Genomic DNA, 17,855 nt, shown 5'->3' on the forward strand with positions numbered 1-17,855 from the left:
TAATTTGGGAATCAACGCGCCCAAATCAGCGAAGTACAGATAAGCTGATTCGCAACCTCCTTTTACGAAGGCTCAACCTCAAATCACGACAACAATTTTCCCGATTTGCTGACCTTTTTCCATATAGCGGTGTGCATTGGCGATTTCGGAAAGCGGGAAGGTGCGGTCGATGCGCGGTTTCAGCTGCCCGCTCTCCAGCTTCTCGAAAATGTAGCGTTCCGCGTTTTTGAGCGCGACCGGGTCGCCGGTAATTGAGAACATGGTATAGCCCATCATTTTGAATGGTTTACCCTGCGCTCCCTGACCCCAGGATTCATAAATCGGGAACGGTGTCGATTCCGGCGCAAGGTTACCGTAAATCATGATCAGGCCATCTTTGGCCGTCGCGCGCGCCAGTTCGGCCAGACCGGAACCAGCTACGCTATCAAAAATGATCCGCGCGCCAGCGCCTTGGGTGATTTCCATAATTCGGGTTGCAACGTCTTCTTCGCTAGTCACGATAATGTGATCCGCCCCGGCAGCAATCAGTTCATCCCGTTTGTCGGCGCCGCGCGTGGTCGCGATGACAATCCCACCCTCTGCTTTAACAATCTGAATTGCCGCGATCCCAATGGAGCTGGTTGCTGCTGTCAGCACGACGTAATCGCCCTTGGTGACATGGCCGTTATGCACCAGCGCACCGTAGGTTGTGATGTACTGCATCCAGATACTTGTTCCTTCCTCGAATGATAAGCGCTCAGGATACGCGGCGAGCGCCTCGGCGGGCACGATAGCGACTTCGCCATACACGCCGTATTGATTAAGTGGGAAAGCGGGAACTGTGGAGCGGATTTTCCCGATAAGCCCTGTATCCACGCCCGAGCCAACCGCCTCGACAATCCCGGAGGCTTCATAACCAATGTTTGATGGTAGAGTAGGTTCCAGGAAATATTGCCCTTCGCGGAACATCACCTCGGCGCGGTTCAGCCCAATGGCTTTTACCCGCAGGCGAACTTCACCCGGACCTGGTTCCGGTAGAGTGAGCTCATCGATACGTAAAACATCTGCGCTTCCTTTTTCGTGGAACCGGATAATTTTCACTAAATTTGTCATGCGGATTCTCCATGCCTCATGAGAAGGCTTATTCTGATTAAAGTGGGTTTTTCGCAGGTGGGCATTCAGCCCACTCGCGGATCAATCAGGAATTTTTCGCCCGTCGCTTTGCGTTCAAGCGCGCGTAAGACATCAGGATCAAGCAGATCGGCCAGGCCGATGGTCCGCGTGTAGTGGCTGGCGAAGGTGGTCGTCAGTTCATCGACGATCCGCTGGCGCAGTTGCTGAAGAACCGCCGGGGAAACCGTGTTGAGATAGTTAAACAGCAGCCATCCCGATATGCTCCAGGCATAGCCGAGCCCGCCACGATCGAGGACTGTCGGGGCACTGTCCAGCCCGCCATAGATATACAGCTGCTTAAAGAGAGTGGAACCGTAGCGGCTATAGGCTGCGGTTTTGCGGGCGGCCGCGCGCTCCATAGCATTTATAATTTCAATACCCAGTTTGCCGCCGCCGATGGCATCAAAAGCAACGGTCGCGCCGGTCTCTTCAATCGCATCGGTCAACCGGGCAGCAAAATCAGGCTCTTTGCTGTTGAGCACATAAGTCGCACCCAGTTCGCGCAGGATCTTTTCCTGCTCAGTGGTGCGCACGATATTGATTAACGGAATACCATCGGCCAGACAGATGCGCTGTAGCATCTGACCAAGATTCGATGCCGCTGCGGTATGAACAAGCGCTTTATGGCCTTCCCGAAGTGCCGTCTCCACAAAACCGAGTGCGGTGAGTGGATTAATAAAAATAGAGGCGCCATCGGCTGCTTCCACGCCCTCGGGCAGCACAATCAGATTGTGCATATCTGTCCTGCGGTAATCGGCGTACATACCACCACCGGACATCCCGACACGTTTACCGATAAAGACTTGTGCATTTTTCCCTGCGGCCACGACGGTACCCGCGCCTTCGTTTCCAACAGGCATGGGTTGTCCCAGGCGGCCAGCGATAGCCGCCAGACGTTCTGATGGGACAGTCATCGTGACACGGCTGTCGAATTCCCGAATATCAGATAGATCCGCCGGGCCTAACAGCATGCCGCTGTCGCTGGGGTTAACCGGGGTCGCCTCGATCCTGACGATCACCTCATCGTCGCCCGGTTCGGTCAGTTCGACCTGCTCCAGAGACAGCACAAGTTCACCGCTTTTATCAATCGTCGAGCGTATTGCACGTCCACTCCAGCTCATACTCATCTCCTGTCGTTATTTATCGAAAACGTTTTCGTAAAGAGTGTACACTTAAATTTAAGTACAAGTGTAGTTTTTAGTCACCATAAGCGCACATTTAAGGAAATCGTTTTCGAAACAAGGAAAAGACATTGCCTGGTTTTACTGAGTAATCAGGTTTAGCTTGAATGGGTAAAGATCAATTGTTATTTGCATCGCAAATGAGGGGGCGATAGACGGGATGTTCCAGGGATAACACCTTCCAATACTACCTTTTCAGGCGAAGATTTCTGTACACCCATAGCATCCTCTTAAACGTACATCATAGACAAAGAGGCAGGGGGGATGTGGCAATTGATAACCTGGGCGGAGCTGCCCTGGGCGGGATAAGCGCGTCAGGGATGCCGTCACGGCATCCCTGTTTATTTAAAGGATCAGAAGAAATCAATTCGCGTATTGATACCGACGGTGCGACCCATATTGACCTGCGCGACGGCGCTGCTGCCGTTCATGTAGCCATAGGTACGGTAACGACGGTCGAACAGGTTATCGACATAGACGGAAATGTTCATCCGTTCAGTCGCCTGCCAGCCCAGGCTGCTGTCCAGGGTGGCATAGGTGCCTTGCCGCAACTGGTTGTCGCCATCGAAATAATGCGGCCCGACCAGATTAACCGCCAGTCGGGGCATCAGTGCGCCATAGCGCGTATCAATCACGCCGTTCACGCTGCTTCCCGCGCCATAACGTGGTACGAACGGCACCCGGTTGCCGTGATACAACTCACTGTCATTGGTGAATTCGGAACGGATCACGTTGCCATTGATATCCCATGACCAGCCTGGCGCAAACCGCCATTTCGCTTCAAGTTCAACGCCAGTGGCGTCGGCTTTACCCGCATTGCTTAATGTCTGCATCCCGACCGGGCCAGAGTAAAGCTGCATGTCTTTGGTGTGGGTATAAAACGTCGCGGCTTGCAGCGTGACGTCAGCGGTTTCGTAGCGGGTGCCAAGTTCATAGTTGATGGATTTCTCGGCGACGAACGGTTTGGCATCAAGACCCGCAGTAGGCACGATGTTGTACCCGGAAGGTTTATATCCCTGGGCTACACGGGTATACACTCTCCAGTCGTCGGTCAGCATATAGCCTGCGGATAGCTGCCCGAGTACCTGATCGTCATTGCTCTTACCCTGGTCGCCAAACGGGTTGCCGAGCATGCTGCCGTGATATTGTGTACTGGATTTATCATGCGAGAAGCGCACGCCGCCGCCGATATCAAAACGATCGGTTAAATGCCAGGTCAGGTCACTGTATGCGGCCAGCGTTTCAGCGGTGGTATAGCCGGTACTGCTTAAATAAGGCATTGTCGGCATGTCGTAGGCTGAATTTAACTTCTCGCGGGTGTTCTGCCGGTACAGCCCAAACACCATATCAACGGTACGCGCATCGCCCAGGGTTGCGGCGCGCAGCTCCTGCACATCCTGATTCCAGCGCTGAGGCATATTGACGATTAACGAACCGGAAGGGAAGGTGCGCGAATAATGCTGCTGCTGCCAGGCGCTGATCAGGTTGAAAACCCAGTCATCGGTGGTGTATTTCCCACTCAGGGTCTGGCTGTCAGTGCAGCGCCGCATGTACGGGTCTGGTGAACCATCGCTAAGTGAGAGCTTACGGCCCTTAATATCATTCCATCCCACATAGGCGTCCTGGGTGGCGCGGGTACATTCGCGTGAGGCGGCAAAGCCCATTTCCCAGGGCTGGTCGTCCGGCGCCAGACGCAGTTTCACATTCCCTATGCTGGCGCGGGTGCCGCCTAAGTCATCGCTTCCCGTCGCGGGGTTAATCATGTCGCCGTCATCAACCTGACGTAACAGGGTGACGCTGCCGTACAGCAGGCCATCCTGAATGGGGCCGCTCAGGTTGAACTTACTTCGATAACTGTCGCGGCTGCTGACACCGCCTTCAATATAGCCGCGCGGCGTGCTGTCCGGCTGCTGGGTGACGATGTTGATGATCCCGCCCTGAGCACTTTTGCCATATAACGTTCCCTGTGGGCCTCGCAGCAACTCCACGCTTTGCACATCGGTAAGCGCCTGGATGGTGTTGGTGGAAAGCTGAGGGACGCCATCAACATACAGGGTGACGGCGGGGTTATAGAAGTCCTGCGCTGAAGAGACGCCGCGTAGCGAGATCGTCGAAAAAAGCATGTTGCCGCTATTTTCAATATTGAGCCCGGGCAACACTCTGGGGAGTTTGTCGCTGGCGGTGACGCCGGCGTCGCTTAATTCCGGCGCGCTGACAACGGTAGACGAGACATTGTTGGCTGATGCCGAGCGGGAAGATTGTTTACTGGCGGTAACCACCAGCGTGCTTTCGTCTTGCTGTGAAGTCTGGGCATTAGCAATGGCGGGGAGCAATAATCCCCCCAAGGCCAGAGGATAAAGCCGTGTCATTTTCATTGTTGTGAGTCCCTGTAAGACGGCGAAACGCCAAAAATACCGACAATGGTGAATTGAAAATGATAACTATTTCTAATAGTGGTGCTACCCGAAACGGGTTTATTTCAACCTGTTTCGGGTCGGTTTGCGCTTATTGGGCTGAATGGCGATAACGGTCGACGGCGAGAGCCGTCAGGCGTTTTTTGTCTATCTTGCCGACGGCGGTGAGCGGCCAGTGGTCCAGATACTCGATTTGGTCAGGAATTTTCCACGCGCTGAGCCCCATACGGGTCAGTTGTTGACGCAACTGCTGATAGTCAGTTGGCACCTGCTGCGCGATGATAAACGCGCAAATCCGCTCGCCAAGCAGCGTGTCCGGCGCGGCGACCACCGCGCAATCTTGCACTTCCGCTAAACGCATCAGTGCCGATTCCACTTCAGCCGCGGCTATTTTTTCTCCGGCGCGGTTGATCTGCTCTTTTATGCGCCCCTCAACGTGCAGGTTCCCCGCCTCATCCAGCCTGACATTGTCGCCTGTGCGGTAAAACCCTTGCGCGGTAAAAGCCTGCGCGTTGTGGGCAGGGGCGCGGTAATAGCCCGAAATGGTATAAGGGCCGCGCGTTAACAATTGCCCGGTTTCGCCCGGCGCGACGTCGTTCTCGTCTTGATCAACGATGCGGATTTCATCCCGAGGGGATAACGGGCGCCCCTGGCTGTGGAGAATGGTGGTATGCGGATCGTCCAGCCGGGTAAAACAGAGCAGGCCTTCCGCCATACCGAAGACCTGTTGCAGGGTACAGTCAAAGGTGGCGATAACCTGCTCAGCAAGCGTCGGGTCGAGCCGGGCGCCGCCCGCCTGAATGACGCGCAGCGACGAAAGGTCGCTGTCTTCCCACTCCCTGGCCTGCACCCATAATTGCGCCAGCGCCGGAACCAGGGCGACGTGAGTCACGCCTTCCTGCGCGATTAAAGGCATCACCTCATCACAGCTGGCGCTGTCGGTCAGCACCACTTTTCCGCCGCAGGCAAGCGTTCCCAGAATGCCGGGGCAGGCCAGCGGAAAGTTATGCGCCACCGGGAGGACGGCGAGATACACGCTCTGTTGGCTGATGCCGCACAGTTCAGCAGAAGCGCTGAAGTTATAGCTATAGTCGGCATGTCGGCGCGGGATGAGTTTGGGCGTGCCGGTTGTGCCGCCTGAGAGCAACAACAACGCGGTGGCGGAAACATCAGGCTGCGGCCACGCCTGCCGCTCACCGTGAAGGGAGAAGAGCGGCGTAAAATCGTCGCTCACGGTCTCTCCAGCGACCAGAACATGACGCAAGCAGGCGTGTTTGTGCGCCATCTGTCGGGCCAGCTCTGCGTGGTTTTCCCCGTGAATAACGTAAGCGACGGGTTGCGCCAGCTCAATCAGCGCGTCGATATCCAGCGCACGTTGCGAGGGCATCGCCAGCACGGGGATAACGCCCAGTCTTAACAAGGCGAACAGCAGGGTAACAAACGCGTTGTCGTTGGGAAGCTGCACAATCACATGTTCCCCCGAACGCAAACCCAGTGATGACAGACCTGCGGCAAGTTCGTCAACCCGTGCATCAAGCGCGCTGTAGGTTAACGACCCCTTTGCATCAACGACGGCAATTCGCGAGGCATAACGGGCCGCCCAGTGGCGCAACTGTTCGGCAATGGGTAAGGGATACTGTTCAATCAGAGATTCAAAGGAAGAATTCATGCGTCACCTTTCTGAAGTGCTGGGCTGTTTTTGCAACGCGGTCATTGCAGAAAATGCGTGGGGAAAATGGCGGACAATCTGCGTAAAAAAGGACCGGGCTTGTTGAATGGGATAGAAATGATCGCCGTCAATCACCACCGGGCCTGTAACGTGGCTCAGCCACTGACGCCAGGCATCGACCTGCTGCCAGGAGGCTTCGCGATCGTGGCTGCCGCACAATAACAGCGCAGGCGTGCGCAGCGGCGGACAGACGTCGGACGAGTCGTAGTGATAGCTCTCGGTGGCGTAAAAATCAGCGCGCAGAAGAGGAAGAAACAGCGACATTAATTCCTGGTTTTCCCGCAGTTCAGGAGAACATCCGCCAATGTCTATCAGTTCAGCGATAAAGTCGGCATCATCGCGATGGCTGAGCTGGCGTTCAGAATGCAGATGCGGGGCATGGCACCCGGAAATAATCAGTCCTTGCGGCGCATGCCCCCGTTGCTCCAGAAGTCGGCAGGTTTCAAACGCCACCTGCGCTCCCATGCTGTGCCCGGCGAGTAAAAGCGGCGTGTCAGGCGATACGGACGCTTCCAGTTCGTTCGCCAGCAGTGCCGCCAGTTGCGTAATGCTTCTGAGCGGTTCCAGATGGCGAAGGCGATCGCGCCCCGGCCAGGTCACCAGAGAAAGCGCGCAATCAGCCAGTTGCTCAGCTTGCCAGTGGCGAAACGCGCTACTGCTGCCGCCAGCGAAAGGGCACATGACCAGATGCGCAGTATTGCCGTTCCGGGCGGGCCACAGCGGGATGCACATTGCAGATTGCGTCACAGCGCCTCCTTATCATCATCGTTGTAGAAACCGGCTAACCGGTCGTGGTGCGGCGGCGTCAGGCGTCTGATCTCCGCATTGCCGGTCTTACGTAAAATCTGCTGCCATAAACGTGATAACGCGATCTGATGTACGCTTTGGCAGGCCGCTGGTGGATGTTCGCCCGCCAGATGGCTGCGCAACTGGTGTAGCAACCAGCTGACGCCCTCCGGCCCGACGGTTTCGCAGCAGTCGCGCCAGCTCAGAGGCGCCGCGCTGCGCGTCAGACCCGGCGGATCGCGCAGGATCTCCGGTCTGCGGTAGAGACTGTGGGCGTTCTCCTGATGGTCTGCGACAAACAGGCTGGATGACCAGATGACGGGGCCGTAGCTCGCCTCCAGCGAAAGATGACCTTCCGGCCAGCCCAGCAGCAGGCGGTGCATGATAAGGCTATGCATATCTGGATCGTCAGGATCGAGATAGCGCTGAAGCAGCAGACAGGCTTCTCCCTCCGGCCAGAAGAGTCTCAGACAGTGAAAATCGCTAAAGCTGCCAACCACGTCGCACTCCACGGCGGCGGCATCAACGCCCAGAGCCAGCAACAACAAATCCAGCGTGGAGTAGAGCAACTGTCGGCTGGTGGTGGCGTGGACTACCGGCGGCGTCTTAGCCAGGCAGCGACGCAGCTGCTGCGTATCGCGAAGCCATGCGCGTCCCGCGCGCGTATGCGGATAAAACGTGTTTACCCAATAGCAGCAGCCCTGTTCCTGCGCCAGCGTTTGTAAGGAACTGATGTCATCCGGGTGGAGGGGATGCTCCTGAATGACGTGTACGCCGTGCGTCAGAAAGTGTCTGGCAAGCTGCGTACCGGTTCCTCCGGCGACGGTCGAACGCACGACAATACAGGCGATATCCGGCATCCTGGTTATCTGTTCCGGCGAGGTATACAGCGGAATGCCAAACGCATGGGCCAGCTCTCTTGAGCGGGCGCTTCCCTGCGCCAGCAGGCCGACCAGTTCCAGCCCCTCCGGGGGCTGCATAAAAGCATTCAGGTACATTTCGCCAAATTTGGCGCCCACAATCAGTACGCGTTGTTTTGGGGAGGCGGACGGCATCATAACGTGTTCTCCGGTTGCGTTGAGGTTGTGCAAAGCCAGCGCGTAATGTGTTGCGCACAAGCCTGAACGTGGGGGGCTTCCATCATGATTTGCCAGTGGCTGGCTTCAATCACAGCGTCGTCGGCGTTGTTTATCCAGCCCTGCCACTCGGTTTCTGCTGGCGTCCAGCGCGCGGGTCTCCCGGCGGCATACACCATGAGACAGGGGACCGGAACGCTTTCGCCCGGCGTATGCTCAGTCAGTAAACGCAGCAGATGCGCGATGTTGTCGAGCCACGTTTCTGCCGCTTGCAGCGTCAGGTTTTGCGACACCATACCGGCCGTTTTAGCGAGGCTGATAAAGTCGGCAAGCTGGCTGTCGGGCGTCTGCTGGTCGAAATGTTCGGGCAGCGCCAGAGGCGTTTGTCCTTCGGCTAACAGGCGCAGCAGGGCCGCCCGTTTTTCGCAACAGAAATCCTGTCGGCACACGGGATCGATTAACGCGATCCGAACCTGCTCGCCTTTGGCGTACAGGCGCTGTGCGGCGCCCGCAGCGAGAAACGCGCCATACGACCAACCCGCCAGCACATAAGGGCCGTGAGACTGCTGGCGACGGATGCACCCGACATACTCATCGATCATCTGGTCAAGCGTGGCAAAGCGCTGCGGCGATTTTGCTTGCAGGCCGAAAACACGCCTGTTCAGCGCGCTGGCGAGCGGCAGCCAGGCGCTGATATCGCCGTCCGAAGCGTGGAAGACAAACAGGGTTTCGTCGCCGTCGCCCTGGCAAAGGGGTATCGGGTTGTCCTCTCCTGACGTAGCCGCCTGTAGATGGGCGCAGAAGTCGCTCAGCGTCGAATGGCTGAACAGATCCTGAAGGTTAGCCCTGGCAATCCCTCTCCGGTTTAGCTGCGCGACCATCCTTGTCGCCATCAGGCTGTCGCCGCCCAGTTCGAAAAAGTCGTGATGCCTTGCCACGGGGCGAGACAGCAGCGATTGCCAGAGTTCAGCCACCTGTTTTTCCAGCGCCGGATTCCCCCCGGCAACTGGCGTGGGTTTGGCTGGCTCAATCAGCGCATCAGACGGGGCATGCAGCGGCGTAAATAACGCTTCTCTTTGCCGGATCTGTAAAACGGGCAGACCGGTGCCAAAGCGCTGCTGTAAATAGCGGCTCACGGCTTCTTTATCCGGGCGATTTACGCCAGGCGAACGCGCCACCAGCAGATGCTGGCGCAGCGGCGACGATTCCTGCGCGGGCCACGCCAGCTCGTTTGCAAACCCGGCCTGAACGAGAATTTCCTGCCATGCGGAGCGGGTGAGCATCGGTTTCTCATCTCGGCGGCGGAAATCGCGGTATCCGCTTAATCCCTCAATAAAGCCCACGCTCGCCAGTTGGAATACGCTGTTTCGCTCCGTCGCTTCAACGATCAGCAAACGTCCGCCGGCTTTCAGCAACAGTTTTAATCTGCGCAATGTCTGGACGACATGGCTGGCGTCGTGGAGCACATTGACGGCAACGATCAGGTCGTAACCCGCCTCCGGGTGGGCGGTGAAATCCAGCGGCTGGTTGATGTCGAACAAGGCATAAGACACCCGCGATTCATCATGGAAACGGGCTCTGGCGTCATTGAGGAACTGCGCGGAGACGTCCGTGAAGTGGTACGACTGTCGCGTGTTCCGCGTGGCCTTCAGCACCGGCGCGGTAGTGGCTGCGGTTCCGGCGCCAACCTCCAGAATCCGTTCTGCGCCGCACAAGGCGGCAATCTGCGCGGTATAGCGATTCAGACAGGCGCTGGCGGGGTTGTCGCGATACAGCGCGTCAGTCACGCGATGCTGCTCGTTGAACAGCAATTCCAGCGGAGAACACTGCCCGGAGAAGAGGGCGTCGTGCCGGGCGATGCAGGTTTCCAGATACTGCGCCAGCGCCTGGCTCCATTGGCTTGGCGGGCACGCTTCCTGAGGCTCAGGAATCTCGCTGAGCGGAACGCGGCAGCGCCAGCTTTCACCCTCGCGGATTAACCACTCTCTTTCCGTCAGACACTGTAGCCACTGGCGCAGCAGACGCTGGTGAGACGCTTGCGCGGACAGCGCCTGTACTATTGCGCTAAAGCGATGGGCGATCTCCGGCGTGGTAAACAGGCCGTGACGATTTAGCGTAGCCGCGATCCCCTGTAGCGCACGCGCCTCCAGCCAGCGCCAGGTCGCCTCCAGCTCATCAAGCTGCGCCTGCTCAGGCAACGGCAGCGCCAGTTGGGTGAGTTCGTGCTCATCAGGCGTCGCCGCTGATGGCGACGGATCGTCGGCCATTACGATATCCAGCGTCAACGCGCCCTGTTCGGTTATTTCCGCTCTGGCCTGCCGGATGCCGGGGTATTCGAGCGTCGCCTGCTCAATATCCCGCAGGTCGTAGTCCGCCTGCGCGTTCAGCGGCCAGCGTCGACGGGGAATGTGCCCGGCGATGCCGCTGGCGAGAGTCTTCAGGCTTTCAGGGGCGGCGATGACGGCTTGCAGGATGGCGCAATAGTCATTAAACATCGCCTCGGCAGCGCCGGGTTCCAGCACGTTGTCCATGCAGTACCAGCTAAACATCAACTCGCCGTCGCTCTCCATGACCTGATGATCCAGCCAGACCTGCGGCGTTTGCGTGAACACATAGCAGGGTTCGCCGAACAGATGGCTCATCGCCTGATCGATAGTCATGCCTTCCAGCGTCATCCCCAGCATACTGGTAAACACCACCGGCATTAGCGGTTGACGTTGTGACCCGCGCAGGCGGCCCAGCTCACGGATCACCTCAACACCGTTCATTTCACTGTGCGCCATGTTTTGCCAGAGGCGCTGTTGGGTCTGTTGCATCTGCTCTTGCAACGTCACCGGCGCTGAGAAGTTAAAATCAACCAGCGTGACGGAGGTAAAATCACCAATCAACTGGTTGATTTGCGGATGGATCGGCTGGCGATTGAAGAACGTCAGGTTCAGCGTAAATGCCGTGGTGCGGCTCCAGCGCTCAAGGGTGGCGGCAAACAGCGTGAGCAGCGCGGCAGACGGTGTGACGCCTTGCTGCTGCCAGCGCTGTTTCACGGCCTGCCATTCTGTCTTGCCGATCGTCGATTTGAAGGTGGTGAAGTGTGGCGTTTCCGGGGGTGTTTCAACCACCGGCAGCTCTGGCGCTAAAGGCAATTGCGGCAGTTTTTCCTGCCAGTAATCCCAGGCATCGTGCCATGCCGATGTCTGTCGGCGCGCCTGTTCAGCCATTACATAATCACGGAAGGTGATAGCGAGCGGCGCCAGCGTTTCACCGCGCCAGACCTGCGCCAGATCGTCCATCATGACTTTAAAACTCTGCACATCGAACTGCAAAAGGTCGAGGTTCATGTGCAGGCGGTAATGGCAATCGTCGATTTCGCTGACCACCAGCTCAAAAAGAGGCCACTGGTCGGCAGGCAAAACGCGATAGCTCAGTTCATGCCGCCGTTTTTCCAGCGCGATGCGCTGTTCTTCCGGGGAAAGCGCGCGCAGATCGTCGCGCTGGATGTGATACTCCGGCGTTGTCGCCAGGACTCGCTGCTGCCCGTCGGCATCAACCACCATGCGCAACATGTCGTGGCGTGCGATAAGCTGGTTCCATGCGTTCTCCAGTATGGCGAGATCGAACTCATCGTGGCGTTTATCCCACTCAAACAGAACGTGACAGGCGACGCCGCCATAGCCAATGAGGTGGGTTCGCCCCAGCCAGTAGGCGTGCTGAATGGGCGTCAAAGGGAAGGGCGCATAACGCTCGTCGGCGTCGTGCTGCAACACTTCCGGCTGCGAAGCGGCAGGCGTCGTCTCTGGCTTAGAACAGATAAGCTGCGTGAGTCCATGAGGAGACAGATCCTGCCACGCCCGTTCCGCATTGATGCGTACGCCCAGGTAGTGCTGAATATCGCTACTGAGTTCAAGGAAGAGCAGCGAGTCCATGCCGAGTTGCAACAGATCCTGGTTTGGACGCAGTGACGCCGGATCGCTCAGCCTTAGCTGAACCGCAATCCGCTTTTTCAGCCATGCCATCACCGCCGTTTCATCGCTCAGGCTGCCGTTAAAGGCGTTGTCATCAGCAGGAGGAATGACAGGCGTTGCGGCTTTTTCTGTGGCGCTGATGTTAAACAGAGCCTGTTGTAACGGGGGCATTTTGTCGGTAAAAACGCGCATCGCCAGTCGCCACGGGGCGCCGCGCATCACCGCCTGTTCCAGGTGCCAGCAGCCTTCGGCATCGCTTAACGCGCCCATACCACGGCTGGCGAGCGTCGCCAGCATTTCCGGCGTGGCCGCCCGACCGCTTTCTCCCCATGCGCCCCAGGCGACAGAGAGCGTTTTCGGCGCATCAAGGGTGGAAAACTGCTGGGCCAGCCCGTCCAGGTAGCCGCAGGCCAGCGCATGGGCGCTCTGACCCGGCGCGCCGAGGGTGGCGGCAGCGGAAGAGTAGAGAATAAGATAGCGTCCGTCGTGGTTGCGCAGGGTTTGCAACAGCTGGCTTGCCGCCTGCGCTTTTACCGCGAAAACGGTGGCCAGCTGGTGGTCGTCAAGCTCCAGCAAGGGCGCGTCAGCCAATACGCCAGCGGCATGAATCGCTCCGGCAATGCCGCCGTTGGCCGCCAGATCGTCAAGAACCGTGGCCAGTTGCCCGGCATCGCCCACATCACAACGGCAGACGCGCGTCTGCCCGCCCTCCGCATCGCGTAGCCATGACTCATCCACGCGCGGCGCCAGCAGGGCGATGCGTCGCGCCCCTTTTTCTCTGAGCCAGTTCACGGCAAGGCGGCCTAATCCGCCAAACGCTCCGGTCACCAGATGCCAGCGGTTATCGCCGGTAAACACGTTTGCCGGTAATTCGGCGGCGCATCCCGTATTGGGCGCCAGTGAAGGGAGCCAGAGGGTGTTACCCCGCGCGGCAAGCCAGCGCTGTGATTGTGAGACTGCGCTTAACCCTTGATGCAGCGTTTCCCACGGGGTGTTTTCGGCGAGATCGATGGCGGCAAGCAACCGTTCCGGCTGTTCGTTGGCCGCGACGCGAAGCAAGGCCCATAGCGCGTGATGGGACGCAGAGAGTGCCTCATTTTCCTCGACTCGCCACGCGCGGCGAGTAACCACAATCAATCCGGCTGCGCTGGCGGTGAGCGCTGCTATCACTTTCTCCGCTAAGGCCAGCGTATCCTCGCTCTCCTCAACAATCATCAGTCGCGAAGAGGCGTGCGGATCGTGAATGATGCCGTATTGCGCCAGCTCGTCGCTGCGCGCAAGCGTACCGGCGCTGAAGCTGAAGGTAAGCGGATGGTCAACGCTGGCGATGCTGAGGGGCGTCCAGCGCCATTGATAATGCGTCTGCGGCGCAGGAAGAGGCGCGGCGGGCGATAGCGGCAGCCACTCGCCATCAGGATGACGGGCTTCAACGCGCATCTGACCGCGGGAAAAGGCTTCGTTTTGCCAGCTTAAGCGAACCTCCTCCAGCCACTCCGGGGCGGCGACGGGGGGCGGTTCCACAGGCAGAGCGTCGCCATGACGCTGTGAGAGCAGACGCCAGGCCTCCTGCCAGCGGGCGTTAAACCGTTCGGGCTGACCTGCGCAATCAGACCAGTCGGCGAGATAATCACCGTTATCCGTCAGCGCCTGCCCCAACACGGGTTCTGATGGCGCGGTGAATGTTACGGCGCTAACCGCCTGACCGGGCAGCGTGGCGAGAATGATATGTTCGCTCATCCCGGCGGTCGGGCTGCCATCCTGCGGTAGCCACGCCACTTTGCTGAATCCGGCGTGGCGGCACTGTTGCTGCCACTGAGCGGTGGTGAGGAATAACTCACCTTCGCGGGCGTCGAGATCCTGTAGCGGAAGAACCAGCGGGCCGAAAACGAAGTCAAACAGACGCATTGGCTGGGTGATTTCGCGCATCAGCAGGCGCCCGCCCGGCTTGAGCAGGGGGCGCAGATTATCGAGCGTGCGGCCAATATGGCGGGTGGCGTGAATCACGTTCGCCGCCACGATAAGATCGTAAGACTGTGCCTGGAAACCCTGAGACTGCGCCTCTTTTTCGAGATCCAGCTCGCTATACTTCACAAAATCATAGTCGGCGAATTTCTGCTGGGCGCGGCGGGTGAACAGCGCCGAGATATCGGTGAAATGGTACTCCAGTGCCGGAACGCCGTTGAGTTCCGGCAGCAGCCACGCGGTGGTGCCGCCGGTTCCGCCGCCAACTTCAAGAATACGCAACGACTGGCGGGGCTGACGCGTCTGGACAATGCCGCGTAATACCCCGGCGGCGATTTGGTTGAAATAGCGGCCAAAGCTGAATTCCTGATACAGCACCTCCACGCCGTCGGAGGCGCTTTGCGGGAAGATAATCGCCACTGGTTCTTCCGCGCCGCTCATCATGTCATATAACCGATCGCCGGCACGGGCGATGGTGTCGGGAATAGCCTGAAAACCTTCACAATAACCGGCAAGTTCCGTCAGCAGCGATTCCCGCTGTTGATGTTCAATGGGGCGGGCGCGAGCGTATCGCCCGTCGGTGCAGCGGTAATCGCCGTCGACCACGCAGTTATTCAGCAGGCGCTGGAGTAGCTGCTGGTAGCGGGGCAGCAGACGTCCACGGCGCATGATGGTCATGGCGTCCACGCCGTTTTCAATGGCATCGCCGGTACAGCGTTGTACCAGTTGATCGACGTAGATGGCGTGCAGGCGCGTGGCGCACTGTTTAAGCGCTTCCAGGCGGGGGAGATCGAGCGCTGTCGCAGCGCGACTCGCCACCTCCAGCCCGGCAGACAGCGCTGCGTCGGCAGGCTCGCAGGCCGGGGAGACGCGCTCTTTCCAGTAACGCTCAGTATCAAACGGATAACATGGCGCAGCGATACGTTGTCCATCGCCCGCCAGCAGGTCGGCCCACGGTAGGGCGACGCCGGCAGCGTAAAGCTGGAGCAGGGCCTGATTGAGGACATCGCCCGCCTCTTTGTTACGCCGGGCGCTGGCTATCCAGTATGCGTTATCGCGGTATTCGCGCTGCCCGGAAGCAACCAACTGGGCATCGGGCCCCATCTCCAGAAAAACGCGGGCGCCGAGCTGATGCGCTATCTGAATACTCTGGATAAAACGCACCGGCTGGCGCATGTGTCGGCGCCAGTAATCCGCCTGGTTGAGCGTTGACTCATCAATGACGTCGGCGGTGAGCGTGGAAATAATCGGTATTTGCCCCGGCTCTGCGTGCAGCCCCGCGCAGGCGTCCTGGAACCGATCGAGTATCGGCTCCAGTAAAGCGGAGTGCGCCGCACCGGTTACGCTCAGGCGACGATAGTTAATGTCATGCTGCGAGAGCGTGGCGCAAAATACCGCGAGACGGGCTTCCGGCCCGGAAAATACCGTATGTTGCGTACCGTTGTTGGCGGCGAGATCCAGCTCAAACTGGCGAGCCAGCGGCATCAGCGTGTCTTCGTCTGCAAATACCGCTACCATCGCGCCGCTTGCGCACTGCTGCATTAGCGCGCCGCGTCGACAAACCAGTGGCATGACCTGTTCAATCGTATAGTGTCCGCAGACAACGGCAGCGGCAAATTCACCGACGGAATGCCCAATGGCGAAGTCTGGCTTCAGTCCTTCAGCGCGCCAGTGCGCCGCCATCGCGATTTCAAACGCGACAATCGCTGGCTGCGCCCAGGCCATATTGTCCAGCTGCGCCGAATCGGGGTTAAACATCGCTTCGCGCAGTGACGGCGTAAGCATTTCGCTACAGGCGGAAAAACAGCGATCCAGCGTGTCGGCAAACGCCGTTGAGTGCTGGTACATTGTCTGACCCATAGTGCGCCAGTGCGAGCCCTGGCCGGTAAACAGCCATACCTGCTTGCCGCTGGCGCCGTGGCCGCTGTAAACCAGCGCCCCCGATTTCTCACCGGCCCAGGCGCTGAGCGCAGCGGCGGTTTCACGGTTTAATGGCGCCGCCAGGCGGAAGGGAAGATCGAGACGGCGCGCGTGCAGGGCTGTGAAGGCCAGAGAGCTGGCATCCGCATTCTCTCTCAGCGCCCCGGCATAATCCGTCGCCAGCCGCCGCAACGCGCTGTCGCTGGCGGCGCTGAGCAACAGCGCGGTACTTTTTCTGCCGCTATCCGTATTGGGGAGGCGCGCGTTGAGCGCGTCGGGCAGCGAGGCGACGATCATATGGCAGTTGGTGCCGCCAATACCAAAGGAGGAGACGCCCGCATAGCGCATTTCGTCCTGCCATGCCTGTGCCGACACCGGTATGGTAAAGGGGCTCTCTTCAAGTTTCAGCGCCGGGTTGGGGGTGTGAAAATTCAGTAAGGGTGGAATTTGCCCGCGACTGACTGCCAGAACGGTTTTCAGCAGTCCGGCAATGCCCGCCGCGGTATCCAGATGCCCCATATTACTTTTCACGGAACCGAGCGCACAGCGCTGATCCTGCGGGCGAGGCGCATAGACGTTGCGTAACGCTTCAATTTCAATCGCGTCGCCCAGCGGTGTGCCGGTGCCGTGGGTTTCAATGTAACCTACCTGCCTGTCGTCGATGGCCGCCAGCATTAACGCCTCTTCGATGACCGCCTGTTGCCCTGCGACGGAAGGGGCGGTATAGCCGACCTTTCTGTTGCCGTCGTTGTTGACCGCGCTGGAGAGGATCACCGAGATAATCGGATCGCCTGATAGCAGCGCGTCTCTCAGGCGACGCAGCACCACGCAGCCGAGACCGTTACCGGCCCAGGTGCCCTCAGCCGAGGCGTCAAAAGGACGACAGTGACCGTCAGGAGAGAAAATCATTCCGGGCTGGTAGCGGTAGCCCGCCTGCTGAGGGAAAGAGAGCGCCACGCCGCCGGCAACCGCCATATCGGATTCGCCTGCGCGCAGGCTTTCACAGGCCAGATGCACGGCAACCAGCGAGCTGGAGCAGGCGGTCTGTACCGATAACGCCGGGCCGTGCAGGTTGAGTTTGTACGCGGCGCGGGTGGCAATATAGTCTTTATCATTGCCCATCAGAGATTGCAGACCTTTTACCTGCGCGACTTCTGTCACGTTCAATGCTTCGCGACCGGGGTAGGTACTCATCCGGGAAGAGGCGAAAACGCCGGTCTTATGGGGGACGGCGCCGGGGGCATAACCGGCATGTTCCAGCGCATGCCAGACCGCCTGCAAAAACAGGCGCTGCTGCGGGTCCATCGACTCCGCTTCCTGTCGCGAATAGCCAAACAGGGTGGCGTCGAAGCAGTCGGCGTTGTCTAACACCGTACCGATATTGACATAATGAGGATCGTCAATGATGGCGGCATCCAGACCGACGGCCAGAAGCTCTTCGCGCGTAAAGCGTCGGCTGCATTCACGACCTTCCAGCAGGTTTTGCCAGAACGTTTCGCCATCCGGCGATTCAGGAAAATGGCAGGCGTAGCCGATAACCGCGACAGGTTCGCAGTCCGGGTAGTGTTGAGCGATCGATGCATCAATGGAATCTGCTGTCGGCGCAGAAGAGAAGCGCAAGTTATCCATAATCGGTCCCGTTTCCTAAGATTCACAAAGTCAATGGAACGCCAGGC

7 protein-coding genes are annotated in these 17,855 nt (G+C 58.7%); all 7 read right to left on the minus strand.

Annotated elements, in window-relative coordinates:
* Positions 1-78 precede the first annotated feature (78 nt).
* The 7 genes from OGV50_RS17290 to irp1 all read right to left on the minus strand — a co-directional run bounded on the left by OGV50_RS17290 (position 79) and on the right by irp1 (position 17,808).
* Positions 79-1,092: a zinc-dependent alcohol dehydrogenase family protein gene (locus OGV50_RS17290; protein WP_286488654.1), complete on the minus strand. Its 1,014-nt coding sequence runs from the start codon at positions 1,090-1,092 to the stop codon at positions 79-81.
* A 65-nt stretch (positions 1,093-1,157) separates the two neighbouring features.
* A complete protein-coding gene (locus OGV50_RS17295) occupies positions 1,158-2,273 on the minus strand; it encodes a zinc-binding dehydrogenase (protein ID WP_286488655.1) in 1,116 nt (371 codons plus the stop codon).
* A 413-nt stretch (positions 2,274-2,686) separates the two neighbouring features.
* Positions 2,687-4,708 carry a siderophore yersiniabactin receptor FyuA gene (gene fyuA / locus OGV50_RS17300; protein ID WP_071258495.1) on the minus strand — a complete coding sequence of 674 codons (2,022 nt, stop codon included), beginning with the start codon at positions 4,706-4,708 and terminating at the stop codon, positions 2,687-2,689.
* Positions 4,709-4,838: 130 nt separating this feature from the next.
* On the minus strand, positions 4,839-6,416 hold the full coding sequence (gene ybtE, locus OGV50_RS17305; protein ID WP_286488656.1) for a yersiniabactin biosynthesis salycil-AMP ligase YbtE: 1,578 nt from the start codon (positions 6,414-6,416) through the stop codon (positions 4,839-4,841).
* Between the two features lie 3 nt (positions 6,417-6,419).
* Positions 6,420-7,223 carry a yersiniabactin biosynthesis thioesterase YbtT gene (gene ybtT / locus OGV50_RS17310; protein WP_032440154.1) on the minus strand — a complete coding sequence of 268 codons (804 nt, stop codon included), beginning with the start codon at positions 7,221-7,223 and terminating at the stop codon, positions 6,420-6,422.
* Positions 7,220-8,320 (minus strand): yersiniabactin biosynthesis oxidoreductase YbtU, encoded by a 1,101-nt coding sequence (gene ybtU, locus OGV50_RS17315; protein WP_032440153.1) that lies wholly within the window; start codon positions 8,318-8,320, stop codon positions 7,220-7,222. Before ybtU ends, ybtT begins: the two co-directional genes overlap by 4 nt.
* The gene (gene irp1, locus OGV50_RS17320; protein ID WP_286488657.1) at positions 8,317-17,808 is read right to left on the minus strand and encodes a yersiniabactin polyketide synthase HMWP1; all 9,492 of its coding nucleotides are present in this window, start codon (positions 17,806-17,808) and stop codon (positions 8,317-8,319) included. Before irp1 ends, ybtU begins: the two co-directional genes overlap by 4 nt.
* Positions 17,809-17,855: the final 47 nt, after the last annotated feature.

It is taken from the genome of Citrobacter sp. CK180, assembly GCF_030333655.1.
GTDB classification, from domain to species: domain Bacteria; phylum Pseudomonadota; class Gammaproteobacteria; order Enterobacterales; family Enterobacteriaceae; genus Citrobacter_B; species Citrobacter_B koseri.